Source organism: Moraxella sp. TY6 (assembly GCF_048551375.1).
GTDB lineage: Bacteria > Pseudomonadota > Gammaproteobacteria > Pseudomonadales > Moraxellaceae > Faucicola.
This window is the reverse complement of record NZ_JBLYZJ010000008.1, coordinates 121,379-145,168: the sequence shown is the minus strand read 5'-3', so window position 1 is coordinate 145,168 and position 23,790 is coordinate 121,379. Positions and strand designations below refer to the sequence as shown.

The following is a 23,790-nucleotide window of genomic DNA, read 5'->3' as shown; positions in this document are numbered from 1 at the left end:
AATAAGATGGAATTAGAACTGTATATTGAAAATTTGGGGGCGATTGAGAAAGCGGAGTTTACGGTAAATCCGCTGACGGTGCTGGCTGGGCAGAATGGCACAGGGAAAAGTTTTGTCACTAAGTTTTTGTATTCGGTTCTAAAAGTTTTAAATCAAGATGTTTATAAGATTGAACTGTTTAAGAAATTTAATCAGTTTTTACAAAACTCAAATATACTACAAGAGTTCATAATTTCATCTCAAAATAGTGCTGTCTTGCATTCAATTGCTTTTATTAATGAAAAAAAGATGGATTTAATTAATGCTGAAAATTTGGTTTATTATAGTGATTTGAGTTATATTAAAAATAGCCTTAATAGTTTACTTCCTATGTTTAATGAAGAAATAGATGAACATATAAGAAAACTAACGAAAAATGAAAAAAATGTAACTAATAACTCAGAAATCAATATAAGTTTCAATATAAAGAAAACAAATGCTTTAAGGTTGCTCGAAGATAATAAACTAATTTTAAACACTATTTATAAGATGTTGGATAAACCTGAATACACGTATTTTGGTATAGTTAAAGAGTTTTTAATAACAGAACTCAAAGAAAACTTCCAAATTTCAACTATTGAGCAATTAATAAGACATAGCGAAGATAAACTAATTTTTGAAATTAAAGATAAGGTTTCTATCTATATTGAGAAGAATGAGATAATAATTTCCCAAATGTCTTACAACATTGGTAAAGTATTAAACCTTAATCGCTTAGTCTTTTTTGAATCACCTATTTATTGGCGATTATCAGCATCATTTCTAAAAGGTTTGGTGAGTGATAGAAACTTTTTCTATTTAGCAGGAAATATCAAAGATGAACGTTTAACAGGCATCCCCCAACATTTTTTAGACTTACGAGAGTTGGTATTCGCCAATTTCAAACATGGTGAACGCCCTGCCTTTATTGAAGAATGTGCTGATGAATTACAAAGCTACCTTAACGGCAAATTTAGCAGTAATGGCAATGATTTAGCCTTTGAAACCAATCAAGGACAAGCCATTGCCAAAAACTTGGTATCCTTTGGCATGACCAATCTAGGTGTAATTCAAGCCGTATTAAGCAAAAATATCATCAATAAAGGCTCATTTGTTTTTATTGACGAACCTGAAAGTAACCTACACCCCGAATGGCAAGCTATCCTCGCCAAAATCTTAGTCAAACTTGCCGAAAATGGCGTGTTTGTTGTCATCACTACCCATAGCTCCGATATGCTCAAAGCGTTAGACGTTTATACGAGTAGTTTAGAGCAACAAAACTTTGTTTCTACACAATATTTTGAAAAGGATGGTCATTTAGCAAGTTTTGATGAAGAAGAAATTAACAATGTGGGTAAGATTGCTTTGGTGCGTAATAAATTACTAGAGCCGTATGCCTCGCTTACTTTTGCAAAAAAAGGTGGCTTCTTCGATGATTGAAATGCAAGAAGAAACCATTCGGCACAGTGTCGATGAGCATGGCGTTATTGAGCAATCCACTTTAATCGCTAGTGTGTTGGATAATGATGCTTTTTTACAAACACTTGGTTTCCATAATCCTTTAGCTTTCAAAAAGGTGGATTACATCAAAACCAAGGGGCAAACCGTTTTTTTGATAGAGTTGACGGACTTAACAACTGAGATAAAAAATTGCCTTGAAAATCAATTGATTTTAGATGCTAAACCTTCAGAGTTGATGACTTTATTAAAAAGTGCAGGTCTGAATGTCAAAGTCTTTAGTAAAAAACTTTGGTTTGAAGTGATAGAAGAGTTTAAAGGCAAGTTTATTGGTAGTATGGTGTGTTACGAACGATTGCTACGATTAAATGCTGACAGTGGCAAAGTAGATTATAAACTGATGATTGTCCTAAAAAATGATACAGACCCAAAAGATTTTGAATTTTTACAAATTAACTTGAATAGAAAGCTAAGAAATATTACAGGCGAAATACAGCTTTTAAGAACGCAGGATTTATAAGTCAATGGCAAAATCAAAATCTACCTATGTTTGTCAGCAATGCGGTGCAAACTTCGGCAAATGGTCTGGACAATGTGGCGAATGTGGTGCATGGAACAGCCTTACCGAAGCCCCCACCGTCACCCTCATGCCCCACCACAAACCCACCGCCAAAAAAGCCAACAACTACGCAGGCGAACAATCCGCCGTCATTCCCCTGAATGCCGTGCCGATGTCACTTGACACACGGCTACCCACAGGCGTGGGCGAATTTGACCGTGTACTGGGCGGTGGACTGGTTGCAGGGTCAGTCGTGCTGATTGGTGGCGACCCTGGTATCGGTAAATCGACCATTCTGTTACAGACTGCTATTCACATGGCAAGTAACGATAACCTTGCAGGTAGTGCGTTATACGTCACAGGCGAAGAAAGCCTATCACAAGTCGCCATGCGAGCCAGTCGTCTAGGGCTACCCAATGACCGCCTTAAAGTGCTTGCCGAAACCAATGTCGAAACCATCTGCCACGCCCTTACCCAAGAGCAACCTGCCGTTGCCGTCATCGACTCGATACAGACCCTATTTACTGAAGCCATTCAATCTGCTCCGGGAGGCGTCAGCCAAATCCGTGAATCCGCCGCCATTCTCACTCGCTATGCCAAGCAGACAGGCACGGCACTATTTTTGGTCGGTCATGTCACCAAAGAAGGGGCATTGGCAGGCCCTCGTGTGCTAGAACACATGGTCGATACCGTGCTGTATTTTGAGGGGCAGTCTGACAGTCGTTTTCGCATGATTCGAGCGGTGAAAAACCGTTTTGGGGCGGTCAATGAGTTGGGTATTTTTGCCATGACCGACACAGGGCTAAAAGAAGTCGCCAATCCCTCAGCGATATTTTTAAGCCGATATGACAAGCCGATTGCAGGGTCGGTAGTCATGGTCAGCCGTGAGGGAACTCGTCCGCTACTGGTGGAGGTACAAGCCCTTGTCGATGACACGCAAGGTCAGCCCAGACGGATGGCGATTGGCTTGGATTATCAACGCCTTGCCATGCTGTTGGCGGTTATGCACCGTCATGGTGGGATTCATACCAGCGGGCAAGATGTGTATGTCAATGTGGTCGGTGGGGTGAAAGTGCTAGAAACTGGCTCGGATTTGGCGGTTTTGCTCGCCTGTGCATCCAGTATCAAAGAAAAACCATTGCCGAATCAGCTTGCGGTATTTGGTGAAGTGGGGCTATCTGGGGAGATTCGCCCTGTGCCAAATGGGCAAGAGCGAATTAAAGAGGCGTTAAAACACGGCTTTACCCATGCGATTGTGCCAAAAGCCAATGCCCCAAAAACGCATCTTGAGCAGTTTGCAGGGATTGAGATTACGGCGGTAGAACGGCTTGATGAGGCGATTGATAAAGCCTTTGATTTGTCAAATTGATGATTTGTCAGATTAAACCGCTGAATCAGACGCAAAGTTAAAGTATTTTGACTGACTGCTGACGATTTTTTCCACTGCTTCAATCACTTCATCCACCACATCATCATATACGCCATAATGCAACTCATTACGGAACGAGGTAAATGGGCTTTTCCGCAAGCCAGACCGCACTTCCGTAATGCCACTTTTGTGATAAATAAAATCCACCTTACCATTGGTGTTTAACACACAGCTTAGGCGACCATCTTTTATCATCATATCGACCCGTTCAGGCATAAAAATATATTCATTCACATTTAAGGTTTTATCTTCGATAGCCTTGGTAAATAACGATTTTAAATCGACCATGATATTTCCTCCAAATTAATAAAATTGATTTTGTCTGCAAATTATGGCGAATTTTGGCGAAAATTTGTGTAATAAAATACATAGCTTGTGTTAATTTTGGGCGGTATTTGTTGTTTTTACCAAAATGTTTGTTAAAAGATGACGAATATTATGCTGAAAAAAGTTTTGACTGATTAGATTGTGAACAGTTGCAAAAGTTGATGAAATGTAATTTTTTTGGATAAATCGGCTAAATTTTTTACAAAAACAATAAAAATACCGCTTTTTTTCATTAAATTGTCACAAAAAGATGATATTCAAAATTAAGTATCTACTTTAAAATGGCTAATTATCAACCAGTGATTTAAAAATATTAAACTTTTAAATTATAAAAATTAACCAAATATGGCTACTTTATGGATGTCGATATTCATAAACCTGTCATAAGGAGTAGTCAAATGAATACGTTAAATCTTACAAATGGTGCATTGGTCGTTGGTGCGATTCATCAAATACCAGAAAATTTTCAAGGTTATTATCCCAATGCCACCACGCCTGTCAAATCTGATAAAAAGATGACTCCTGTGCGTATTAGTGTCAAAAAACACAAATAATACCGAAGCCAAAAATTAAAATTATCGGGGCGTAAAGCTTACGCCCTTGCGTTAAATTTTGTCAATTAGCCCAAAATTAGGCTGTCATCCTCAATCACTTCGCCACGTGTTTTTTCAAACATATCCAGTAAGTCATGCACGGTCATGCCTTTACGTTCTTCCCCAGCCACATCCAGTACGACTTGCCCTTGGTGAAGCATGACGGTGCGTGTACCGTGGTGCAGGGCTTGTTGCATGGAGTGAGTGACCATCATGGTGGTGAGGTTGTTTTCCGCAACGATTTTATCGGTTAGCTCTAAGACAAAAGCCGCTGTTTTTGGGTCAAGGGCGGCGGTATGTTCGTCAAGAAGCAAAATTTTGGACGGTTGCAAACTTGCCATTAGTAGGCTCACGGCTTGACGTTGTCCGCCAGATAATAAGCCCATTCGGTCGGTCAAACGGTTTTCTAAGCCGAGTTTGAGAATCGCCAATTTTTCACGAAAAATTTCACGATTTTTGGCATTTAATGCCCCTCTTAAAAAGCGTGACTCGCCACGTTTATAGGCGAGAGCCATGTTTTCTTCGATGGTTAGGCTTTCGCATGTCCCAGCCATCGGGTCTTGAAACACCCTTGCGACCCAATGCGAGCGTTGGTGGGCTGATTTTTTGGTCACGTCAATGTCATTGAGTAAAATTTTGCCACTGTCCACTCGCAATGTGCCTGCGATGGTGTTGAGAAAGGTGGATTTACCTGCCCCATTCGTGCCGATGACGGTCACAAATTCCCCTTCTTCGATGCGTAGGCTGATGCCACGCAAGGCAGGGTTTTCGATGGGGGTGTTAGGGTTAAAGGTTAGGCGTAAATTGTCAGCTTGCATCATCAGTGAAATGTCCTTTAAAAGAAACCAAAATAGGGGGATTAGCCACTAGACGTTTTTGTGTCTTTGTTGCAGGGCTTTGGCTTTCATTTTTGGCAAAATTAACGCCACAATGACCAGTAAAGCGGTAATTAGATTCAAATCTTGTGAGCCAAAGCCAATACTGCGTAACAGCTCGCTTGATAAGGCAATTTGAATAAATAATTTATATAAAATCGCCCCCACAATCACCGATAAGGTAATCCATAACATACGTTTGCTAGGGATAATGGTTTCTCCAATAATCACCGCTGCCAAACCAATCACAATCGTTCCCACACCGATAGAAATATCTGCACCGCCTTGCGTTTGGACAAATAATGCCCCTGCCAATGCAATCAAGGCATTAGAAATCGCCATGCCCAGTACGATGCTTTTGGAGGTGTTAATGCCTTGAGCCTGTGACATCCGCAAGTTTGAGCCTGTGGCACGCATGGCAAGTCCCGTTTCGGTGCTAAAAAACCAATCCAAAAATAGCTTACCTGCAATCACCACCGCCCCAATAATCAGGCATCGCATCCAAAAACCATTGGTGTCCGTGACCAAGGCTTGAAACACACTTGGCTCACCCAATAACGGCAAGTTAGGGGCTTTCATAATACGTAGATTGATGGAGTAGAGGGCAACCATCACCAAAATACTGGATAATAGTTGTAAAATGCCGAGTTTGACATGAAGCCAAGCGGTGACGACCCCTGCCATTGCCCCTGCCAACATACCAAAGATACAGGCTAACCAAGGGTTGAACCCTGCGAGGATAGAAATCCCAGCAACCGCACCGCCCAAAGGAAAGCTACCATCAGCAGTCAAGTCTGGAAAGTCCAACACACGAAACGAAATATACACGCCCAAGGCGACCAGTGCATAAATTAAACCACTTTCTAAGGCACTAAATAGAGCAAGTAATGACATAGCAAATTTCTACAAATCAGATAAAAGTAAAAACTGCCTATTAATTCAATAGACAGTCAGGGGTAAGGGTAAACCAAGTCCCAAACAGGGCTTGGTTATGGCATTGACAATATAGCCGATACGCTATCAAACGTAACATACCATCGCCTTATTTCGCTTTGGCAGGTGGTTCGACTTGTTTGGCTTGGCTGATTAATTCTGGTGATAAGGTAATACCGACTTCTTGAGCGTGTTTTGGGCTAAGGTATAAATCCAACTTTGGCATGGTGGCAGGCTTGATGCTACCTGCAGTTTCACCTTTTAGGATACGACCCACGATTTTACCTGTTTCATGTCCCAATTCTTCGTAGTTGATACCCAAAGCCGCCACCGCACCACGAGGCACAGAGTCCGTGTCCGAGGCAATCAATGGCACTTTGATTTCTTTGGCAGCTTGGTACAATGACTCATAAGCCGATACCACGTTGTTATCAAGCGAGGTATAAATCAAATCCACTTTACCTTGTAGGCTACGAGCCGCTTGCGGAATATCGGTGCTACGTTGGGCAGGAACAGCCACCACGTTGATACCCATGGGTTTTACTTTGGCTTCTAGCTGTTTTAGTACCACAGTCGAATTGACCTCACCAGGGCTATACACATAGCCGATATTTTTGAGGGTTGGCACGACTTTTTTCATCAAATCAACTTGGGGGTCAAGTGGTAGTAGGTCAGACACGCCAGTCACATTTGTGCCAGAAGCGTCCCATGATTTGAGTAATTTGGCTTCCACAGGGTCAGTGACGGCAGCGAAGACCACAGGAATACTCGTGGTGGCAGCGACCACAGACTGAGCGGATGGGGTGGCGATGGCAACAATCGCATCAGGTTTATCTGCCACGAATTGCTTGGCGATTTGTCCTGCGGTGGCGGTATTACCTTGAGCCGATTGGAAATTGACTTTCAGGTTTTTGCCATCAGCATAGCCTTGGGTGTTTAGCTCATCCAGCACGCCTTTACGCACCGCATCAAGGGCAGGATGCTCTACAATGGCAGTGATAGCCAAGGTTTTATTACCTGTTGCCGTGGCGTTACTGGCAGGGGCAGGGGTGCTGGCATTGCCTTGAGCAGACTGACTGGCGGTATTGGATTGATTGCAACCAACCAAGGTTGCCATGCAAAAACCACCTAACATCAAGGCTTTGGTTAATGATTGGGTATGAAAACGGTTTGGGTTAAACATGGCTCACTCCAAAATGTGACATCAGTTTGAACTTTAACAAATAAGTTAGGATACTATAACAATACTTTACACAAAAACTGTGAAAATATTTTTTGACATAATATAACTTTTGGTTATTTAACTGGAAAAATGGGCGGTTTTGTGGTTGTTAATTGGTTTATTTTATGAACTTTTCTATCATTGTCATAATTGGTTACAATTTTCTTGTCTTACGCCAAATTTAAAAAAAAGTATATAAATATTATGAAAATTTGTGTTATAACAAGTAAAATAATTGACAAAAATTTGATACAGCATTGTTGGCAGGTAGCATCACATGGGCAAAAGGCAGGTACATCGAGCAAAAAATAAAGCTCAACAGAAACGGCGAGAAAATAAGCTTTTTCGAGTCGCTAAGACAGGCGGGCATTTTAGCTATTTATCCAAACACGCTGTCAAACGTTTGCGTGAACGTACCCAAATGACAGCCATTGAACTCACACATTTGCTCGACAATGGTGGTGTGATTGATATTGGCACACAACCGGGGACGCATCGCCAATCCTTGCTTTTTTATAGCCCCAAAGACGAGCTTTGTTACGTTGCCGTGAGGGGTAATGATACAGGGAAAATTGTCACAGTTTGGCTGACTGAATTTCATAATCAATTGGCGTGGGAAGTGACGTTAGAGCAATGTAAAATTGCCAAACAAAAGTACGAAAAATATCAATGTCAACATGAACTGATGCAAGCAAATCCGTCTAATGCCTCACACCCTGCTTCAAAAAAAGCCAAAAAATCCGCTATTACGCCACGCCAAACCAAAACCATGCTCAATTATCGCTTGACCGAAACGGCTGAATTAGAAGCGGTGAACGCCTCAACTATCAGCCCATCCGCCAGTGCTAAGGCAGTGATTAAGTTAAGAATATCAGCATTGTATATTAATGATGAATTGCAACATAAAACCAAAACCTTGCTAAAATTTAGCATGGATCTCAATCAACATTATGCAGGGGATTATTCAGCAGTTTGGCAAGATGAGGCGTTATTACAGGAGATTGATAAATCAATTGATGAGAAATCACTGAACTATGAGCAAATTTATGCACTGACCATCAGTGATTCAAAAAGTAACTTATTAAAAATCATTACCTTGCGAGATAGGTATGCAATCGAAAAGCAGTTATACCATCGTCAACAGCAATATCAAGCCATGTATCAATTACTTGCCCAATATCAGACGGCATATCCATTATTAACGTGGCAAACAAGCCTTGATATAAAGCCAACCATAAAAGCAAATGACTATCAGCTTCCCAGTTGGCTCAAACGATGGCTATTTTGGGTGATGTTGTTAAGTATCTTATATCGGATTGTCAAAAAATTGAGAATTTTTGTTGGTAAAATATATTAACAATAAGTACCAAAATATCAATTATTCCATTTCACGGCTAATTAATGTGCCAACACCTTGGTCAGTGAAGACTTCAAGTAAGGTCGCATGTGGCACACGCCCATCCACGATAACCGCACTTTTGACCCCATTTTTGACCGCTTCTAGAGCATAGCTGATTTTGGGAATCATACCGCCAGAAATCGTGCCATCCGCAATCATTTCATCGACTTTTTTGGGCGTTAAGCCTGTGGCAACATTGCCTTGTTTATCGAGTACGCCTTTGATGTTGGTGAGCAAAATTAGCTTTTCTGCCCCCATATATTCAGCGACTTTACCTGCGACCACATCGGCATTGATGTTGTAAGTATTGCCTTCGCTATCAACCCCTAACGGTGCGATGACAGGGATAAACTTGGAATCAATCATTAAGTCAATCACTTCACGGTTGACTTTGACCACATCCCCCACAAACCCCAAATCAATGGTTTCAACATCACCATTTTCATTGACTTTGCTCATCGGCAATTTGCGTGCCACAATCAAATTGGCATCACTGCCTGCCAGTCCGATGGCGTGTCCGCCGTGTTTATTGACAAGGTTGACAATGTGCTTGTTCACACTACCAGCCAGTACCATCTCGACCACGTCCATCGTGGCTTTGTCGGTCACTCGCATACCATCAATACGTTCAGAGGTGCGACCCAGTTCTTTGAGCAGGCTATCGACTTGAGGCCCACCGCCATGCACAATGACAGGATGGATACCGACCGCTTTAAGGAGTACGATATCACGGGCAAAGGAACTTTCAAGCTCAGGATCAGTCATGGCATTACCACCGTATTTGACCACCATCACTTTGCCCTCAAAACGTTGGATATAGGGTAGGGCTTCGGTCAATACTTCAGCGGTTTGTAGGGCTTGTGCGAGGTCAAGTGCCATGAGGATTCCTTTTTCTCAATTGAGTTAGCAATAATAGGTGAGACTAAACTTGAAAATTAAAGTCGTAGGGGCGTATTGAATACGCCCTGTTTGAAATTTTAAATATTGGGTATGCCTTGCGAAGCAGTGCCTTTCACCCACATTGCGATGTTTATTGCATTGGGTATTCGTGTAAAATATCTAAACAGGCTGAATCTGTGCTACTTGTTGGGCAAGTTCTTTATCCACCGAACGGCATAAATCGACAAAAACCCCCTGTATTTGGCGTAAATCTTTTAGGGTATTTGCCGAAAACCGCACCGTCAAAAAATTACCTGTATTTGACTTGCGTACAATACCAAAGCCGTGGGCAAAATCCAAGCGTAACCCATCAATGGTGTTGATATTTTTGATGGCAAAGCTACGTTTGATGGCACGAAATGGGCGTTTGCTGATGGATACAATGTTTGAGATGATTTTTTGCCCTGCCTCGGCATTTTCAACCGCCAAATACATGTCCGCTGTACTCACGCCTTGGGGTAAGGATTCAAGTAGCGTCACCAAGTCTTGGGGTTGGTACTGTAGCCAGTTGAGCAAGCGTACGCCAGCATACATGGCATCATCATGTAACACAAAATAGCCGTCATTAAATAAAAAATGCCCAGATAATTCGCCTGCAAATACCGAAAAGCGAGATTTATTTTGTAGGGATTTTCGCATGAGGCTACTGCCTGTTTTTTCCATCACAGGAATCGCCCCCTGTTGCCCAATGAGATTGGGAATATGGTGGGAACATTTGACATCAAAAATCACTTCAGCTTTGGGTAACAGCGAGGGAGTGATTTGGTGATTTGAAAACGGCATGGGCGTGTGAGCCAAATGTTGTGGTGGTAATTCCATTAATGCCACTTTTGCAAGCAAATATAATAAGTGGTCGGGTGATACCACTTGCCCCAAGCGATTGACCACCATCAAACGGTCGCCATCGCCATCAAATGCCAAGCCCATGTCCCCTTGATAATCAAGCACGGCTTGGCAAAGTTCGTCTAGCCGTCCTACTTCTGTGGGGTCTGGATTGCCTTTGGGGAATGTGCCATCAGCTTGCTCATTAAGCATCACACAAGTATAGCCCAATCCTTCAAATAGCCCTTTGGCATAGTGACTGGTCGCCCCATTCATACAATCAATCACCAATAACTGAGGGGTGGCTACGGTGCAGTCATGGCTATTGCTATGGTGAGTGAGCGGTTGGCGTTGTTGATTGATGGTGTCAATGGCTTGGTAGATGGCGGATTGGTATTGGGTAAAATAAGCTTGAGTATCCGTGGTGGTGAGCTGGCTGGCGTGGTGGGTGATGGTTGCCAATAATGCCTCATCAGGTAGTATCACCGCTTCATCAGCAAGGCACTCGAATAAATCTTGAATATCTTGGCTACTGGGTGATTCACCATTGACTAACCACTTGATACCATTGATATGTTTTTCGGAATGACTGGCGGTGACCATTAGCCCATTGCCTGTGTATTCATTTGCCATAAATGCCATGATGGGTGTGGTCACTTGCCCAAGCCAATGCACTTGCAAGCCTGCTTGATGGCACGCATACGCCAAAAACTGGGCAATACCAGCACTGTGTAATCGCACATCATAGCCAATTACCACATCACCATTATTGGCATTACCAAATAATTTGGCAAAACTACGAGCCAATGCCCACACAAAATCATCCGTAAATAACGTGACATCGCCACGAATATCATAAGCCTTAAAGAGTTTTTTTTGTGGTAAAAAAGGGTGGAGAAACGTAGGAAACATGGCAATCACAACTTATAATTTATCATAATCAAAGGCAAATACGACTTTCATTATAAAAACAAATCAAATAACAACATTGTTATAAATTGTTACCTTTATATGGCAAAAATGTGTTACTAATGTGTACCACTTGAACCAAAACCACCAGTCCCACGCACACTGATATCCGAAAATTCACCGACCACCTCAAAAGTAGGACGCATTACAGGTACGACCAAATATTGTGCCATGCGTTCCGCAGGTTGAAGTGTATAGTCAGTTTGGCTACGATTCCACACTGATACCATCAATTCACCTTGATAATCCGCATCAATCACGCCTGTCAAATTGCCCAATACAATGCCATGTTTATGCCCCAAGCCAGAGCGAGGCATAATCAATCCCACATAGTCAGGGTCAGCGATATAAATCGCCAAGCCAGTGCCGACCAACACGCTTTCGCCTGCTTTGATGGTCAATGGGGCATCAATACAGGCACGTAAGTCGATACCTGCCGAACCATCCGTGGCACGAGTGGGTAGGGGAAAATCGGCTTGTTGTCCAATTTTTGGATTGAGAATTTTGACTTGTACTTGCATGAGATGTCCTTGCTTTGCTTTTAATTAAACTCACTCGCTTGAGGCAGTAACAGATTTCTGCCAAAAGATATTGTACTAAAAAAAGCGATAACCCGAAAGTTATCGCTTTTTATTTGTAGCTTTTTATTTCTATTAACCAATCTGATAAAACGATGGGTCAACTGACGCTAAGTGGCATTAGAATTTATAATGAGCACCGATGGTCCAAAGGTTAGTGTCAATATTTTCTACTGAAGGCAACCAATCATATTCAGCTTCTACAGCAATGTTTGGTGTTGCGTTAAAGCCAAGACCTAAACCACCTGCAACGCCAGTTTTGCTCGCATCGCTTGAATAACCAGTGGTACTGACTTCACCTTTAGCTTGAGCGATACCCAGTTTGGCTTTACCATATACAGGTACATTTGGGATACCCATACGATAAGTACCATAAGCACCGAAGGTATGACCTTTTACATCAAAACCATTGACTTTTTCTTTATCTGAGCCAACGTACTCAGCTTCTACACCAAAATTTGGATCAAAGTTATAACCACCATAGATACCATAAACAGTGGCATTGTCATTATCTACGTTATTAACATCAGCAGTCACTTGACCAGCTTTTACGCCAACGTAAGGTTGACCTGCATAAGCATTGTGAGAAGTGTGTTGATATAGGGCAGCATTTGCACCAGCAGTCATTAAAGTACCAGCAGTCAATGCCAATAAAGTTTTAGTTAGAGTTTTCATTTTCTTCTCCTTAGTAAGAAGTCATGTACAGCGAGAAAGTTTAAGGGGGTAATGAATGATAATCATTGTGTTAGCGATGAAGCCATTTAATGATTATTTGTACTTCGCTGTCGATGAACACATAATACCAAGATAAATCAAAAAGTTTGTCAGTGTTTGAATGATATGACGTAATGTTATGCAACTAAATTTTCCCAAAATGTTACTCTAATACCAGTTTGAAATATTTTGTAATAATTATTGCAATATTTGCTTACATTTTGAGGCGGATAAATGAGTGAGGTTTTAATAAAGTTCTTATATATCAAGTATTTAATATTTTGTTACATCTGATAGGGTAAAGACATATTTGGTTACAACTGATAAAATAGGTAACACATATTTGTTATTATCTGCTTTGAATCTCCCCCAACCCCCTCTTTACAAAAGAGGGGGCTTTTGACCTATAATATTGACGCTATTATTATTTTTTCCCCTCTAACAACGCTTTGATATTCGCCAAATAATCATCCGCCGTTTTCTTAGGTTGATTGCTTGCCCCTGCTTTTTTCATGCTCGGTGCATCAAGGTGTTCGAGTGGCAATTCTTCTAAAAATCGGCTAGGCGAGGTGGTTTTCATTTGTCCACCACCACGGCGTTGGCTGGCGTGGAGTAGAGTCAGTTCCTTTCTTGCACGAGTAATACCCACATACATCAGACGGCGTTCTTCTTCGATACTTTCGGCGATGATGGAGTTTTTATGCGGTAGCAATTCTTCCTCAAGCCCCATGATATACACATAGTCAAACTCCAAGCCTTTGGCGGCGTGTAGCGTCATCAGATTGACTTTATTGGTATTTTCTTCTTCTTGCTGTTGCTCGAGCATATCGAGTAGCACCAGTTTACGAATCACCGCATCAATGGTGCGGTCATCGTCATCATCGGCTTTATTTATCAAATTTTGGATACTGGCGTACAGGGTTTCGATATTGTCAATGCGTATCTTTTCTTGCTGTGGGGTTTTCGCCTCTTGACGCACAAGGTCCATATAGCCTGTTTCGTCAATCATCTGCTTAACGAGTGGCACAGGGTCTGGGTGCTGATACAACTCTTGGGTATAGCGTTCGATAAACTCGGCAAATTCGGCAAGTTCACCACTGGCTTTTTTGGGCAAAACGTGGGTCAAGCCACTGTGACCGCTTGCCATAAGGAGTGAAATCTGATGTTCTTGAGCAAACAGCCCCAATTTCTCAAGACTCGCAGGCCCTAATCCACGCTTTGGCGTGTTAATCACTCGCAAAAATGCCGAATCGTCTTCAGGGTTCAAAATCAAGCGTAGATAACTCATGATGTCTTTAATTTCACTGCGAGCAAAAAATGACGTACCGCCAGACAGTTTATAGGGAATCTGTAGCTGTCGCAGTTGAGCCTCGAGCATCCGAGCTTGAAAGTTACTGCGGTATAGCACGGCATATTGCTCCCAGTCGTTGCCGTTACGCAGTTTATGGGTGATGATTTCTTTGGCGACCCTTTCCGCCTCGTCATCGTCATTGCGACAATTAATCACTCGAATCAGCTCGCCATGCCCTTTATCCGACCAGAGTTTTTTTTCAAATAAATGCTCGTTATTGGTAATCACCGAGTTGGCAGCGTGCAAAATGCGAGACGTTGAGCGGTAATTTTGCTCCAGTTTAATGACTTTTAGCCTTGGAAAATCCTCTTGCAACAACGCCATATTTTCAGGTTTTGCCCCACGCCACGCATAAATCGACTGGTCGTCATCGCCCACCACGGTAAAACGTGGTTGCACGCCCACCAACAGTTTAATCAACTCATATTGGGCGGTGTTGGTGTCTTGGTACTCATCCACCAACAAATAGCGAATCCGAGCCTGCCATTTGTCACGCACGGTGGTGTTGTCACGCAAAATCATGGTGGGTAGCACAATCAAATCATCAAAATCCACCGCATTATAGGCACGCAAATTCCGCTCATACAGTTGGTACAGCGTGGCAAATAGCATATCTTCTGGGTCGGATAGGGTTTCCATGGCTTTTTCGGGCGGAATCAAGTCATTTTTCCAATCTGAAATCATCTTAATCGCTTTGCCGACCAATTCTCGGCTTTCCGCCCCACTCATGTTGTCACGCACCATTAAATCCATGAGTAGGCGTTTGCTGTCCTCGCTGTCCATAATCGAAAAATTGCCCTTGAGTGGCGTGTGCATGAGTTCATAGCGTAAAAACTGTAACCCAAACTGGTGAAAGGTCGAAACGGTCAAGCCACGAGTTTTTTCCGCAGGCAATAGTTTTTGCACACGGGCTTTCATCTCACGAGCGGCTTTGTTGGTAAAAGTCACAGCGGTGATACGCTCGGCAGGCATTTGGCACTGCTCAATGAGGTAGGCGATTTTGCGAGTAATCACGGAAGTCTTGCCAGACCCAGCCCCAGCCAAGACCAGTAGAGGGCCTGATACGTCTTTCATGGCTTCGAGTTGTTGGGGGTTGAGTTGGCTCATAGTCGTTTCCGTTTAGATGGGATAAAAATTGACGAGCGACTATTATAGTATAAACTTGATAAAAAAAAGGGATATTCTAAGGAATAGGAAAAATTTTGGCTGTGATGTTATCTGATTTCAATCATCGACTTAAAATTGGGGAATAATCTCACTAGTTAATAGTTAAAGATATTATCGTAAAACATGAAAATTAATGATTTTTTAGCTTTAATCTGCAAATTTCTTTTTAAATTTATTTGTTTTAAGTTGCAATTCAAGTAAACTAGTGTCAATTATTTTGTTAAAACCAAAGGATTCCAAACTATCATGAACATATCCCTAAAAGCTACTGCTATAGCTACATCTCTATTATTAACGCAATTCTCTCATGCAGAATGTGCCAAACCCACTGTCAAAGGGGCTGAATATGTTGGCTGTCTTGTTGAAGGTCTATCAGGTGTGGTAAAACCGCAAAATAATAATGAGTATATCGGTGGCTATGTTGATAAAAATGGCAAAACTATTATTCCATTTGTTTATGCACCGAATATAGTCGGTGAGGGTGGTGAAGATTTAGAAATGAATGATTTTTCTGAAGGTTTGGTAGCAGTTGGTAAAAAAACTGACCCTAACGCAAATATCTTTGGGCAAAGTATTTATGGTTTTATTGATAAAACTGGTAAAACTGTGATTCCGTTTCAATATACCAGTGCAGAAAACTTTAGCGACGGCTTAGCGGTTGTAGGTAATGATGATAATCGTTATGGTTACATTGATAAAAATAATCGCATGATTATTCCTGCAAGATTCGATTCTGCAAATAGTTTTTCAGAAGGATTAGCTAGAGTCAGCTTACCAAGTAATTCCCAAAAAATTAAGACACAATACATCGATAAAACAGGCAAAGTTGCTGTATCCGTTGATGGTGATGCTAGGGATTTCTCGAATGGTTTAGCAGTGTTTATTAAAGGCGATAAATATGGTTTTATCAATAAAGCTGGTGCGATTGTGATTCCTATCAAATATCGTTACTATGAAGAAGACGATTATGCTGATTCACTCGGATTTGTTAATGGCAAAGCTCAAGTTACGACAGCAAATGGTAAAAAATCTTGCATTAACACACAAGGCAAAACAGTAAACTGTCACTAAAACAAGGAATTAATATGAAAAAACTTCTCTTACTTGCTACCTTATCAGCTATTTGCTCATCTGCAATCGCTGTAACCTCACCAAAACTGCCCTTCGTAGGGGAGGCAGAATTTAACTTTAATGGCGGTACAATTAACAATCGGTTAATGACTATCAAAAAAAATGGTAATGTTACCATCATTGGTGAAAATTTTGAACACAAGCCTTTTACTGTCTATAAAGGTAAATATCAGAATTTTATGTGGTCTAAAGAAGATGATACTTTCTACCATATTACTAGCGATGGGAACTATATCGAAATGTATAATAAGAGTAAAAAGTTAGAACAGGGCTGTCTATCTAATAATGGCGATGAAACAGTATGTCGTGTAAGCCTAACAAAATAACACAACGAACCGTTTAACCCTTAACAGTTTAAGAAACTTTAGCGACCAACTACTTGTTTATTCTCTACTCGGTAGTTGGTATTACAGGTTGATTAGGCTGATTAAGTGTACTAATCACGCTGTCGGTTTGGCTGACGCTTGGGTTATCGGTTGATAGGTCGCCACCGATTTTAAAGCTGATTGCCAAAAATAGCATCATGACAACGGCAAGTATGACGTTTTTTAGGGGGTGGTTAAATAGGTGTTCACGCATGGTGAGTGCCTCTTTGCATTTTTCCATTACTTGGAGTTGGTGGGGGTTAGCCCATTTTGTCCATTTGTTTTTAAATTTTTGTTTTTTCTTTGTATAAGCTATTGTGCCTTAATTTTTTGGGCTTGCCAAGATAGATTTGGGTAACATTTTGGGGGTTTAATGACGATATTTGTAAATTTGGATTGGTGGTCGTGGGTAGGGTTGTGGTAAATTGATTTTTCAAAATGTTTGAGTTTAAAACAAAAAAATTATGACAATGAAAAATATTTTAAATATATTGAAAAGTGATGACATAACAGACATAGTCCAAATCGGTTTAGTGTCAATGAAAGGCAATGAAATTGAATTGATAAATAATAACCAAGTATTTTTTATTGCTTTTAATCAATGTTATGTAAAAATCGAAGCAAAAGATAGCCTAATTACAGTGAGTAAAAGTGATGTTATAGATTATAAAGAGATACCAGAAATTGAAGATATGCCATTTTATAAAAATTCTATCATTAAATTACTTTTGGTTGATGATGATGCCTCAAATCGAATTGAAAAAATCATAACTTTTAATGAGGTAGATGACTTAGAAAAAACTATAACCTGTGAAGCTTTGTTATTTCAAATCAGTAATAACCAAAGTTTATTTTTCGATGCGTCTTACTATTGGGGAATCAATGTGGGTGGCGACCTACAGTTGCAAGAATGGTATAAGAATCAGTCACAACGAAGTATTTGTCAAAATATATACTAATGAAGGTAAAGCCCAATTCATCAAATTGGGCTTTTTAACAGTATCAGAAAATCAATGAGAAAATCACATCGCCTCAACACGGCTACCAGTCGTTTGACGAGCCTGTTTTAATGCCTCTGGCACTTGACTACCCAATCTATCAAACAACTCATCATGGCTTGCCAATTCCGCCTGCCATTTATCCTTATCAAGACTTGTCACCGTTTCAAACTGCTGTTGGCTAAAGTCTAGCCCTTCCCAGTTCAAATCTTCATAACGTGGCATATAGCCAATCGGTGTTTCCACCGCCTCGCCCTTGCCAGTCGTACGTTGCAAAATCCACTCAAGCACACGCATATTTTGCCCATAGCCGTCCCACGCAAATTTGCCATCGGCATCCCGTCTAAACCAGTTTACTTGGAAGATTTTTGGGGCAGTGGTGTTGTTTTGTTTGGCAAGTTCGGCAACTTTTTCGCCCATATCGAGCCAGTGTTGGAAATAGTCGCCCATGTTATAGCCTGTGAAAGGCAACATCGCAAATGGGTCACGGCGTACCACGCCTTGCTTGCCCTCGGCGGCGGCGGTGACTTCCGAACCCATGGTGGCGGCTTTATACACGCCATCGACCCAGTCAAAGCTTTCTACTACCAACGGCATGGTATCGGCACGGCGACCACCGAAGATAAAGGCAGAAATTGGCACACCGTTAGGGTTTTCCCAGTCTTTGTCGATGATTGGGCAGTTACTGGCAGACACGGTAAAGCGAGCATTGGCATGGGCAGATTTTTTGCCGTTTTTGCCGTCTTCCGCTGTCCAGTCGTTGCCTTGCCAGTCAATTAGATGCTCTGGGGCTTGTTTTGACATCCCTTCCCACCATACATCGCCATCATCGGTGAGTGCCACATTGGTGAAAATTACGTCTTTATGTAAAGTGTCTAGGCAGACAGGATTGGTTAAATTCGACGTACCAGGGGCAACGCCAAAAAAGCCTGCCTCTGGGTTAATGGCATATAGTTTGCCGTCTTTATTCGGCTTAATCCAAGCGATATCATCACCAACCGTTTCAACTTTCCAACCTTCATAACCTTGCGGTGGAATCAGCATGGCAAAGTTGGTTTTACCACACGCAGAAGGGAAGGCGGCGGCGACATAGTGTTTTTCGCCTTGCGGATTGGTCACGCCCAAAATCAACATATGCTCGGCAAGCCAACCTTGCTCACGACCCATCACCGAGGCGATACGCAGTGCCAAGCACTTTTTGCCAAGTAACGCATTGCCACCGTAGCCAGAGCCATACGACCAGATTTCACGAGTTTCTGGGTAATGCACGATGTATTTATTGTCGTTGCAAGGCCATTTCACATCTTGCTCGCCCTGTGCCAACGGTTTGCCCACGCTATGCACACAAGGGACAAATTCCCCATCCGTACCCAACACATCAAACACGGCTTTACCCATGCGAGCCATGCGTTTCATGTTCACCACGACATACGGTGAGTCGGACAATTCCACACCAATATGAGCGATATGACTGCCCAAAGGCCCCATGCTAAAAGGCACGACATACAGGGTGCGACCCTGCATACAGCCGTCAAATAAGCCGTTCAAAGTTTCACGCATTTCGCTAGGGTTTGCCCAGTTGTTGGTTGCCCCTGCATCGGTTTCTTTTTCGCTACAAATAAAGGTGCGACCCTCGACACGAGCCACATCCGACGGGTCAGAACACGCCAAAAACGAATTGGGGCGTTTGCTTTCATCGAGTTTTACCATCGTACCGTTATCGACCATCAACTGTAACAAACGCTGGTCTTCTTCTTCCGAGCCATCGCACCATTCAATGCGGTCAGGTTTGGTTAAAGTAGCGATTTTCTGTACAAAATCAATCACGCCTTGGTGTTTGACATAGCTTGGTACGTTAAGGTCAATCGGGGTGGTCATATAAAACTCCAAACAATAAGAGAGTGAAAATTAATAAATCGTTAAACAAATAAAACACAAAAACCGCCAAGCCGTAAGCCAAGCGGTTTAATATAAAATTTAGTCGTGTCGCCAAAATAATGGGGATATCAACATGATAGTTAAATTGCGTAAAAATCGCATTACCAAAAATATCACGCTATTAAACCATATTTCGCCCAAAAAGTTGAGCAAAATCTTAAAAAGTAACAAAAAGTTTCAAATTCTAGTTGTAAAAGTTGGGGGTAAATAATTGGACAAATTTTACTACCTACTCTTACTTTACCCCCACCCTTACGAAGCAGTGCTTCTCACCCCCAAAGGTGGAGGGAATTCCCCTCCCTTTGGGAGGGGCTAGGGGAGGGATTCAAAGTTTAATTTTGTCCTGTTGCTTAATTATTCAGCATTTTACCTGCACTCATCGCAAAATACGTCAAAATCCCATCCGCCCCTGCACGGCGAAAGCCCATTAAACTTTCCAAAATTACCGCCTCGGTGAGCCAGCCGTTTTGAATCGCCGCCATGTGCATGGCATATTCGCCAGAAACTTGATAAGCGTAAGTTGGCACGCCAAAGGTGTCTTTGACTTCTCGCACAAGGTCAAGATACGGCTGTCCGGGTTTGACCATCACCATATCCGCTCCCTCTTGGATATCAAGGGCGACTTCGTGTAACGCCTCGGCACGGTTGCCAAAGTCCATTTGGTATTGTTTTTTATGTCCGCCTTTGAGATTGCCTGCACTGCCGACCGCATCACGAAAAGGACCGTAATAGGCAGAGGCATATTTAGCAGAGTATGCCATGATAGCGGTATTGACGAATTTTTCGCCATCAAGGGCTTGGCGAAGTGCCAAAATGCGTCCGTCCATCATGTCACTAGGCGAGATGATATCCGCCCCTGCTCGTGCGTGGCTAAGGGCTTGCTTGACCAAAATCTCCACGGTGCGGTCATTTTCCACATAGCCTGTGTCGTCTAGCACACCATCTTGTCCATGACTGGTGTAAGGGTCTAGGGCAACATCGGTCATCACCACCATTTCTGGTACGGCATCTTTAATCGCTTTAATGGCGGTGACGGCAAGTCCGTTTTCGTCATAGGCATTTTCTGCCAAAGGGGTTTTGAGGCTTGGGTCAATGACAGGAAATAGGTCAATGGTGGTTACACCAAGGCTTAATAACTCTTTGGCATGGTCAATCAGCAAATCCACGCTCATACGTTCGACATTCGGCATACTGGCAATGGCTTGGCGTTGATTTTTACCATCAAGTACAAACACAGGGGCAATCAAATGTTTCGGTTCAAGCGAAGTTTCTTGTACCATTGCACGGATATTGTCGTTATAACGCAGACGGCGTAGGCGAGTGTTGGGGAAAGAGCGGTTAAAAATATAGGTCATGTCAGCCTCGCTTTTGGATAAAATTCTTTCAACTGCTTAGAATAAAGGTGTAAATTTGTTACAATAGCCAGATTTTAAGCGATATTCTAACATACGCAAGGAGTGGGCTGTGAATTTATCAACTAATCATGACGCTAATCAACCAAACAATAATCTCGATTTAGACGATTTTCAACAGTCCAATTTTCAAGATACTGATGTTCAAGAACTTGGTGTTCAAGAGCCTGATGTTCAAGAGCATAGCGACTTAGTCGATGAAATCGAATTGCAATCTGAAGCCGACCATAGCCAAGAGACACACGCCAATATTGACGAAATAGGCGAGCGATTAGCCTTTATCATGGGGCTTAGCCCATTCAATGCTCACACTTCCAGCAAATTTAGTTATGAAAACGGGGAAATGGTCGGGCGTGTTGAACTAAAACCAGAGTTAATCGGCAACCCCAATTTTCAGATTTTGCATGGGGGCATGACCGCCACGATTTTGGATACCATTGGCGGTTTGGTGGGGATGTTTGAGATTTATAAACGCAATCAAGGCACGTTTGAGGAGCAAACCAAAAAAGTCAAACGCTTGGCAACGGTGGATTTGCGTATTGATTATCTCGCCCCCGGACGTGGCAAGGAATTTATTGCCACGGCTGAAATTTTACGAATGGGGCGGAAAGGCTGTACCAGTCGGATGTTGCTTGTCAATGACGAGGGTAAAAAAATCGCTCACGGTATCGCCAGTTATGCGTTTTAACCTGAACTTGGGATAAGCCCCCTCTTTTGTAAAGAGGGGATTGGGGGAGATTTAAATGATAGCAATGGCAATGGCTTATAGTTTAGCCTAACCCAAAATTAGGTTATTTTACTGTTTTGCTTTTTTAGCAATATCAGTGATATAGTCACTGGCGTTTTTATGCGTGTCGATGGGTGCTTCTAGTGGTACATCGACATTTGCACCGCCACCAAGGACTTTATACAGTGTAATTTCACTTAACAAACGCTCTTTGCCAATCGCAAGGATTTCTTGTTCGCTATTATATAGCCCTGTTTCGGCACTTAGCACACCCAGATAATTATCTAGCCCTGCACGGAAGCGAGCATAAGAAATATCATAGCTCTTTTTGTTGGCGTTGGTCGCTCCAACACTGGCGTTTAATTGGGCGTTTAATGTCGCACGTGTGGCGAGGGCATCTTTTACCTCGGTAAAAGCAGTTTGGATGTTTTGTTCATATTGGCTCAAGGCTTGGCGTTGGGCAATTTCACTAATGTTATATTGTTGGGTTAAGCTGGGGTTAAAAATCGGTAAATTGATGCTGGGTGTAATTCCCCAACTAAAACTGCCCGATTTAAACAAATCGCCCAAACTTAGGCTACCTGTACCTGCATTGGCAGAAAGGCTGATATTGGGAAAATAACTGGCACGTGCGATGTTAACATTTGCCCCTGCAGCTTTTAGCTCATGTTCGGCTTTACGTAGGTCAGGGCGGTATAGCAATAATTCACTGGGCAAGCCTGTGCTAAAGACTTTTTGTTGCGTGATTTGCTTAACGGCTTGTTTGGGTAATAGGGCTAGCACACGGTTATCAGCAGGCAATCCCACCAACGCACTGATGGCATTTTGGGCTTGTAGGCGTTGGGTAGTGAGTTGGGCGATGTTTTTCTTCACGCTTTCTACCGAAGCAAGCGATTGGGCAGAGGTTAGCTCGGAATCCAGTCCTGCTTGGAAGCGTTTACGGTTGATTTGGTAGGCTTGGTCACGGTTTTTGAGGGTTTTTTCGGCGAGTGCCAATTGTGAATTGATATAGCCGTAGTTGACATAGGCTTGGGCGATATTGCTAATCAAGGTGATTTGAGCGGTATCTTTGGCGGCAGCGGTGGCAAAAAATTGCTCTAAACTGGCTTGTTTTTGATTCGCCACTTTGCCCCAAAAGTCAAATTCGTAGGATGTACCTAAGCCAACGCTATAATTATCACTATTATTACCGTCAAAATCGCCTTTATAACCTGCACTGCCTGTGGCACTGAGATTCGGCACGTTGGCATTGTCTTTAATGCGGTATTGGGCTTTGGCAGATTCGATGGCAAGAATTTGGGCTTCAATGCCTTTGTTGTTTTCCAGTCCCAGTGCAATCAATTGTTTAAGATTGGCATCGCTATAAAAATCTTGCCAACGCTGATGGGCAATACTGGGTTGATTGGCATTACTGATGGTTTGGCTATCGTAGGTTTGGTAAGGCTGTTCGGTGGCAATCTGTGGATTGGCAACGACAGGCTCAGTTTGGGCTTTGGGAATGGTTTGACAAGCGGTTAGGCTTAAAAACAACACGCTAAGTCCGCCAATTTTGCTCATATTAATTTTGTTTGGTTGAGCAGTGGTGGTATGCTTTAAGGATTTCATGGCTTTTCCTTTGGAAACTTTGGGAAAATAAATGGATTAAAAGGATTTGTTTGAATCTCCCCCAACCCCCTCTTTATAAAAGAGGGGACTTTGTCTTATACATAAATTTAATAAGCACAAAAATAAAATTATCTTATAATAGTCCATATTGTAGCGTGGGTTAGCAGAGCGTTACCCACGGAAAATAAGACTATAATTTAAATTTGTTCAGTTACTTATGAGCAGAAAGTCCCCCTTTACATAAAGGGGGATTTATGATAT

Annotated in this window: 22 protein-coding genes; 9 read left to right on the top strand and 13 right to left on the bottom strand. The window is 42.2% G+C overall.

Annotated features, from left to right (window positions below):
• Positions 1-6: 6 nt before the first annotated feature.
• From ACK1U4_RS07915 to radA, 3 genes are read left to right on the top strand one after another with little or no spacing between them, the layout of a single operon-like run.
• Entirely contained in the window at positions 7-1,458 is a 1,452-nt protein-coding gene (locus ACK1U4_RS07915; protein WP_419400686.1) for an AAA family ATPase, read from the top strand.
• Positions 1,451-1,996 carry a hypothetical protein gene (locus ACK1U4_RS07910; RefSeq protein ID WP_419400685.1) on the top strand — a complete coding sequence of 182 codons (546 nt, stop codon included), beginning with the start codon at positions 1,451-1,453 and terminating at the stop codon, positions 1,994-1,996. The genes ACK1U4_RS07915 and ACK1U4_RS07910 overlap by 8 nt, the downstream gene beginning before the upstream one ends.
• Positions 1,997-2,000: 4 nt before the next feature.
• Positions 2,001-3,404 (top strand): DNA repair protein RadA, encoded by a 1,404-nt coding sequence (gene radA / locus ACK1U4_RS07905; RefSeq protein ID WP_419400684.1) that lies wholly within the window; start codon positions 2,001-2,003, stop codon positions 3,402-3,404.
• A gap of 12 nt (positions 3,405-3,416) precedes the next feature.
• On the opposite strand, the gene ACK1U4_RS07900 is transcribed toward radA, so the two are convergent.
• Positions 3,417-3,752, bottom strand: coding sequence for a hypothetical protein (locus tag ACK1U4_RS07900; RefSeq protein ID WP_419400683.1), 336 nt, complete (start codon positions 3,750-3,752; stop codon positions 3,417-3,419).
• Positions 3,753-4,189: 437 nt separating this feature from the next.
• Here ACK1U4_RS07900 and ACK1U4_RS07895 point away from each other — a divergent pair, with 437 nt between their 5' ends.
• Positions 4,190-4,345 carry a hypothetical protein gene (locus tag ACK1U4_RS07895; protein ID WP_419400682.1) on the top strand — a complete coding sequence of 52 codons (156 nt, stop codon included), beginning with the start codon at positions 4,190-4,192 and terminating at the stop codon, positions 4,343-4,345.
• A 65-nt stretch (positions 4,346-4,410) separates the two neighbouring features.
• Here ACK1U4_RS07895 and ACK1U4_RS07890 read toward each other — a convergent pair whose 3' ends face one another.
• The 3 genes from ACK1U4_RS07890 to ACK1U4_RS07880 all read right to left on the bottom strand — a co-directional run bounded on the left by ACK1U4_RS07890 (position 4,411) and on the right by ACK1U4_RS07880 (position 7,375).
• Positions 4,411-5,205 (bottom strand): ABC transporter ATP-binding protein, encoded by a 795-nt coding sequence (locus ACK1U4_RS07890; RefSeq protein ID WP_419400681.1) that lies wholly within the window; start codon positions 5,203-5,205, stop codon positions 4,411-4,413.
• Between the two features lie 45 nt (positions 5,206-5,250).
• Positions 5,251-6,153, bottom strand: a complete 903-nt coding sequence (locus tag ACK1U4_RS07885) for an ABC transporter permease (protein WP_419400680.1) — start codon at positions 6,151-6,153, stop codon at positions 5,251-5,253.
• A gap of 148 nt (positions 6,154-6,301) precedes the next feature.
• On the bottom strand, positions 6,302-7,375 hold the full coding sequence (locus tag ACK1U4_RS07880) for an ABC transporter substrate-binding protein (protein WP_419400679.1): 1,074 nt from the start codon (positions 7,373-7,375) through the stop codon (positions 6,302-6,304).
• A gap of 316 nt (positions 7,376-7,691) precedes the next feature.
• On the opposite strand from ACK1U4_RS07880, the gene ACK1U4_RS07875 reads away from it, so the two are divergent.
• Entirely contained in the window at positions 7,692-8,771 is a 1,080-nt protein-coding gene (locus tag ACK1U4_RS07875) for a DUF4258 domain-containing protein (RefSeq protein WP_419400678.1), read from the top strand.
• Between the two features lie 21 nt (positions 8,772-8,792).
• On the opposite strand, the gene argB is transcribed toward ACK1U4_RS07875, so the two are convergent.
• The 5 genes from argB to ACK1U4_RS07850 form a co-directional block, all read right to left on the bottom strand.
• On the bottom strand, positions 8,793-9,692 hold the full coding sequence (argB, locus tag ACK1U4_RS07870; RefSeq protein ID WP_419400677.1) for an acetylglutamate kinase: 900 nt from the start codon (positions 9,690-9,692) through the stop codon (positions 8,793-8,795).
• 180 nt (positions 9,693-9,872) lie between these two features.
• Entirely contained in the window at positions 9,873-11,486 is a 1,614-nt protein-coding gene (locus ACK1U4_RS07865; protein ID WP_419400676.1) for a phosphomannomutase/phosphoglucomutase, read from the bottom strand.
• 116 nt (positions 11,487-11,602) lie between these two features.
• Positions 11,603-12,064, bottom strand: a complete 462-nt coding sequence (gene dut, locus ACK1U4_RS07860) for a dUTP diphosphatase (protein ID WP_419400675.1) — start codon at positions 12,062-12,064, stop codon at positions 11,603-11,605.
• 177 nt (positions 12,065-12,241) lie between these two features.
• Entirely contained in the window at positions 12,242-12,796 is a 555-nt protein-coding gene (locus tag ACK1U4_RS07855) for a porin family protein (protein ID WP_419400674.1), read from the bottom strand.
• Positions 12,797-13,259: 463 nt separating this feature from the next.
• Entirely contained in the window at positions 13,260-15,293 is a 2,034-nt protein-coding gene (locus ACK1U4_RS07850; protein ID WP_419400673.1) for a UvrD-helicase domain-containing protein, read from the bottom strand.
• 306 nt (positions 15,294-15,599) lie between these two features.
• Here ACK1U4_RS07850 and ACK1U4_RS07845 point away from each other — a divergent pair, with 306 nt between their 5' ends.
• Together ACK1U4_RS07845 and ACK1U4_RS07840 are read left to right on the top strand one after the other, a co-directional pair.
• Positions 15,600-16,424: a WG repeat-containing protein gene (locus ACK1U4_RS07845; protein WP_419400672.1), complete on the top strand. Its 825-nt coding sequence runs from the start codon at positions 15,600-15,602 to the stop codon at positions 16,422-16,424.
• 14 nt (positions 16,425-16,438) lie between these two features.
• Positions 16,439-16,810: a hypothetical protein gene (locus ACK1U4_RS07840; protein WP_419400671.1), complete on the top strand. Its 372-nt coding sequence runs from the start codon at positions 16,439-16,441 to the stop codon at positions 16,808-16,810.
• Positions 16,811-16,874: 64 nt separating this feature from the next.
• Here the strand turns inward: ACK1U4_RS07840 and ACK1U4_RS07835 are convergent, their stop codons facing one another.
• Positions 16,875-17,063 (bottom strand): hypothetical protein, encoded by a 189-nt coding sequence (locus tag ACK1U4_RS07835; RefSeq protein ID WP_419400670.1) that lies wholly within the window; start codon positions 17,061-17,063, stop codon positions 16,875-16,877.
• Between the two features lie 250 nt (positions 17,064-17,313).
• Here ACK1U4_RS07835 and ACK1U4_RS07830 point away from each other — a divergent pair, with 250 nt between their 5' ends.
• A complete protein-coding gene (locus tag ACK1U4_RS07830) occupies positions 17,314-17,808 on the top strand; it encodes a hypothetical protein (protein ID WP_419400669.1) in 495 nt (164 codons plus the stop codon).
• A 63-nt stretch (positions 17,809-17,871) separates the two neighbouring features.
• On the opposite strand, the gene ACK1U4_RS07825 is transcribed toward ACK1U4_RS07830, so the two are convergent.
• Together ACK1U4_RS07825 and hemB are read right to left on the bottom strand one after the other, a co-directional pair.
• Positions 17,872-19,725 carry a phosphoenolpyruvate carboxykinase (GTP) gene (locus ACK1U4_RS07825; protein WP_419400668.1) on the bottom strand — a complete coding sequence of 618 codons (1,854 nt, stop codon included), beginning with the start codon at positions 19,723-19,725 and terminating at the stop codon, positions 17,872-17,874.
• Positions 19,726-20,135: 410 nt separating this feature from the next.
• Complete coding sequence (gene hemB / locus ACK1U4_RS07820; protein ID WP_419400667.1) at positions 20,136-21,140, bottom strand: porphobilinogen synthase; 1,005 nt, start codon at positions 21,138-21,140, stop codon at positions 20,136-20,138.
• A 259-nt stretch (positions 21,141-21,399) separates the two neighbouring features.
• Here hemB and ACK1U4_RS07815 point away from each other — a divergent pair, with 259 nt between their 5' ends.
• Complete coding sequence (locus ACK1U4_RS07815) at positions 21,400-21,885, top strand: thioesterase family protein (RefSeq protein WP_419400700.1); 486 nt, start codon at positions 21,400-21,402, stop codon at positions 21,883-21,885.
• A gap of 108 nt (positions 21,886-21,993) precedes the next feature.
• On the opposite strand, the gene ACK1U4_RS07810 is transcribed toward ACK1U4_RS07815, so the two are convergent.
• Complete coding sequence (locus ACK1U4_RS07810) at positions 21,994-23,529, bottom strand: efflux transporter outer membrane subunit (protein WP_419400666.1); 1,536 nt, start codon at positions 23,527-23,529, stop codon at positions 21,994-21,996.
• Between the last annotated feature and the right edge of the window lie 261 nt (positions 23,530-23,790).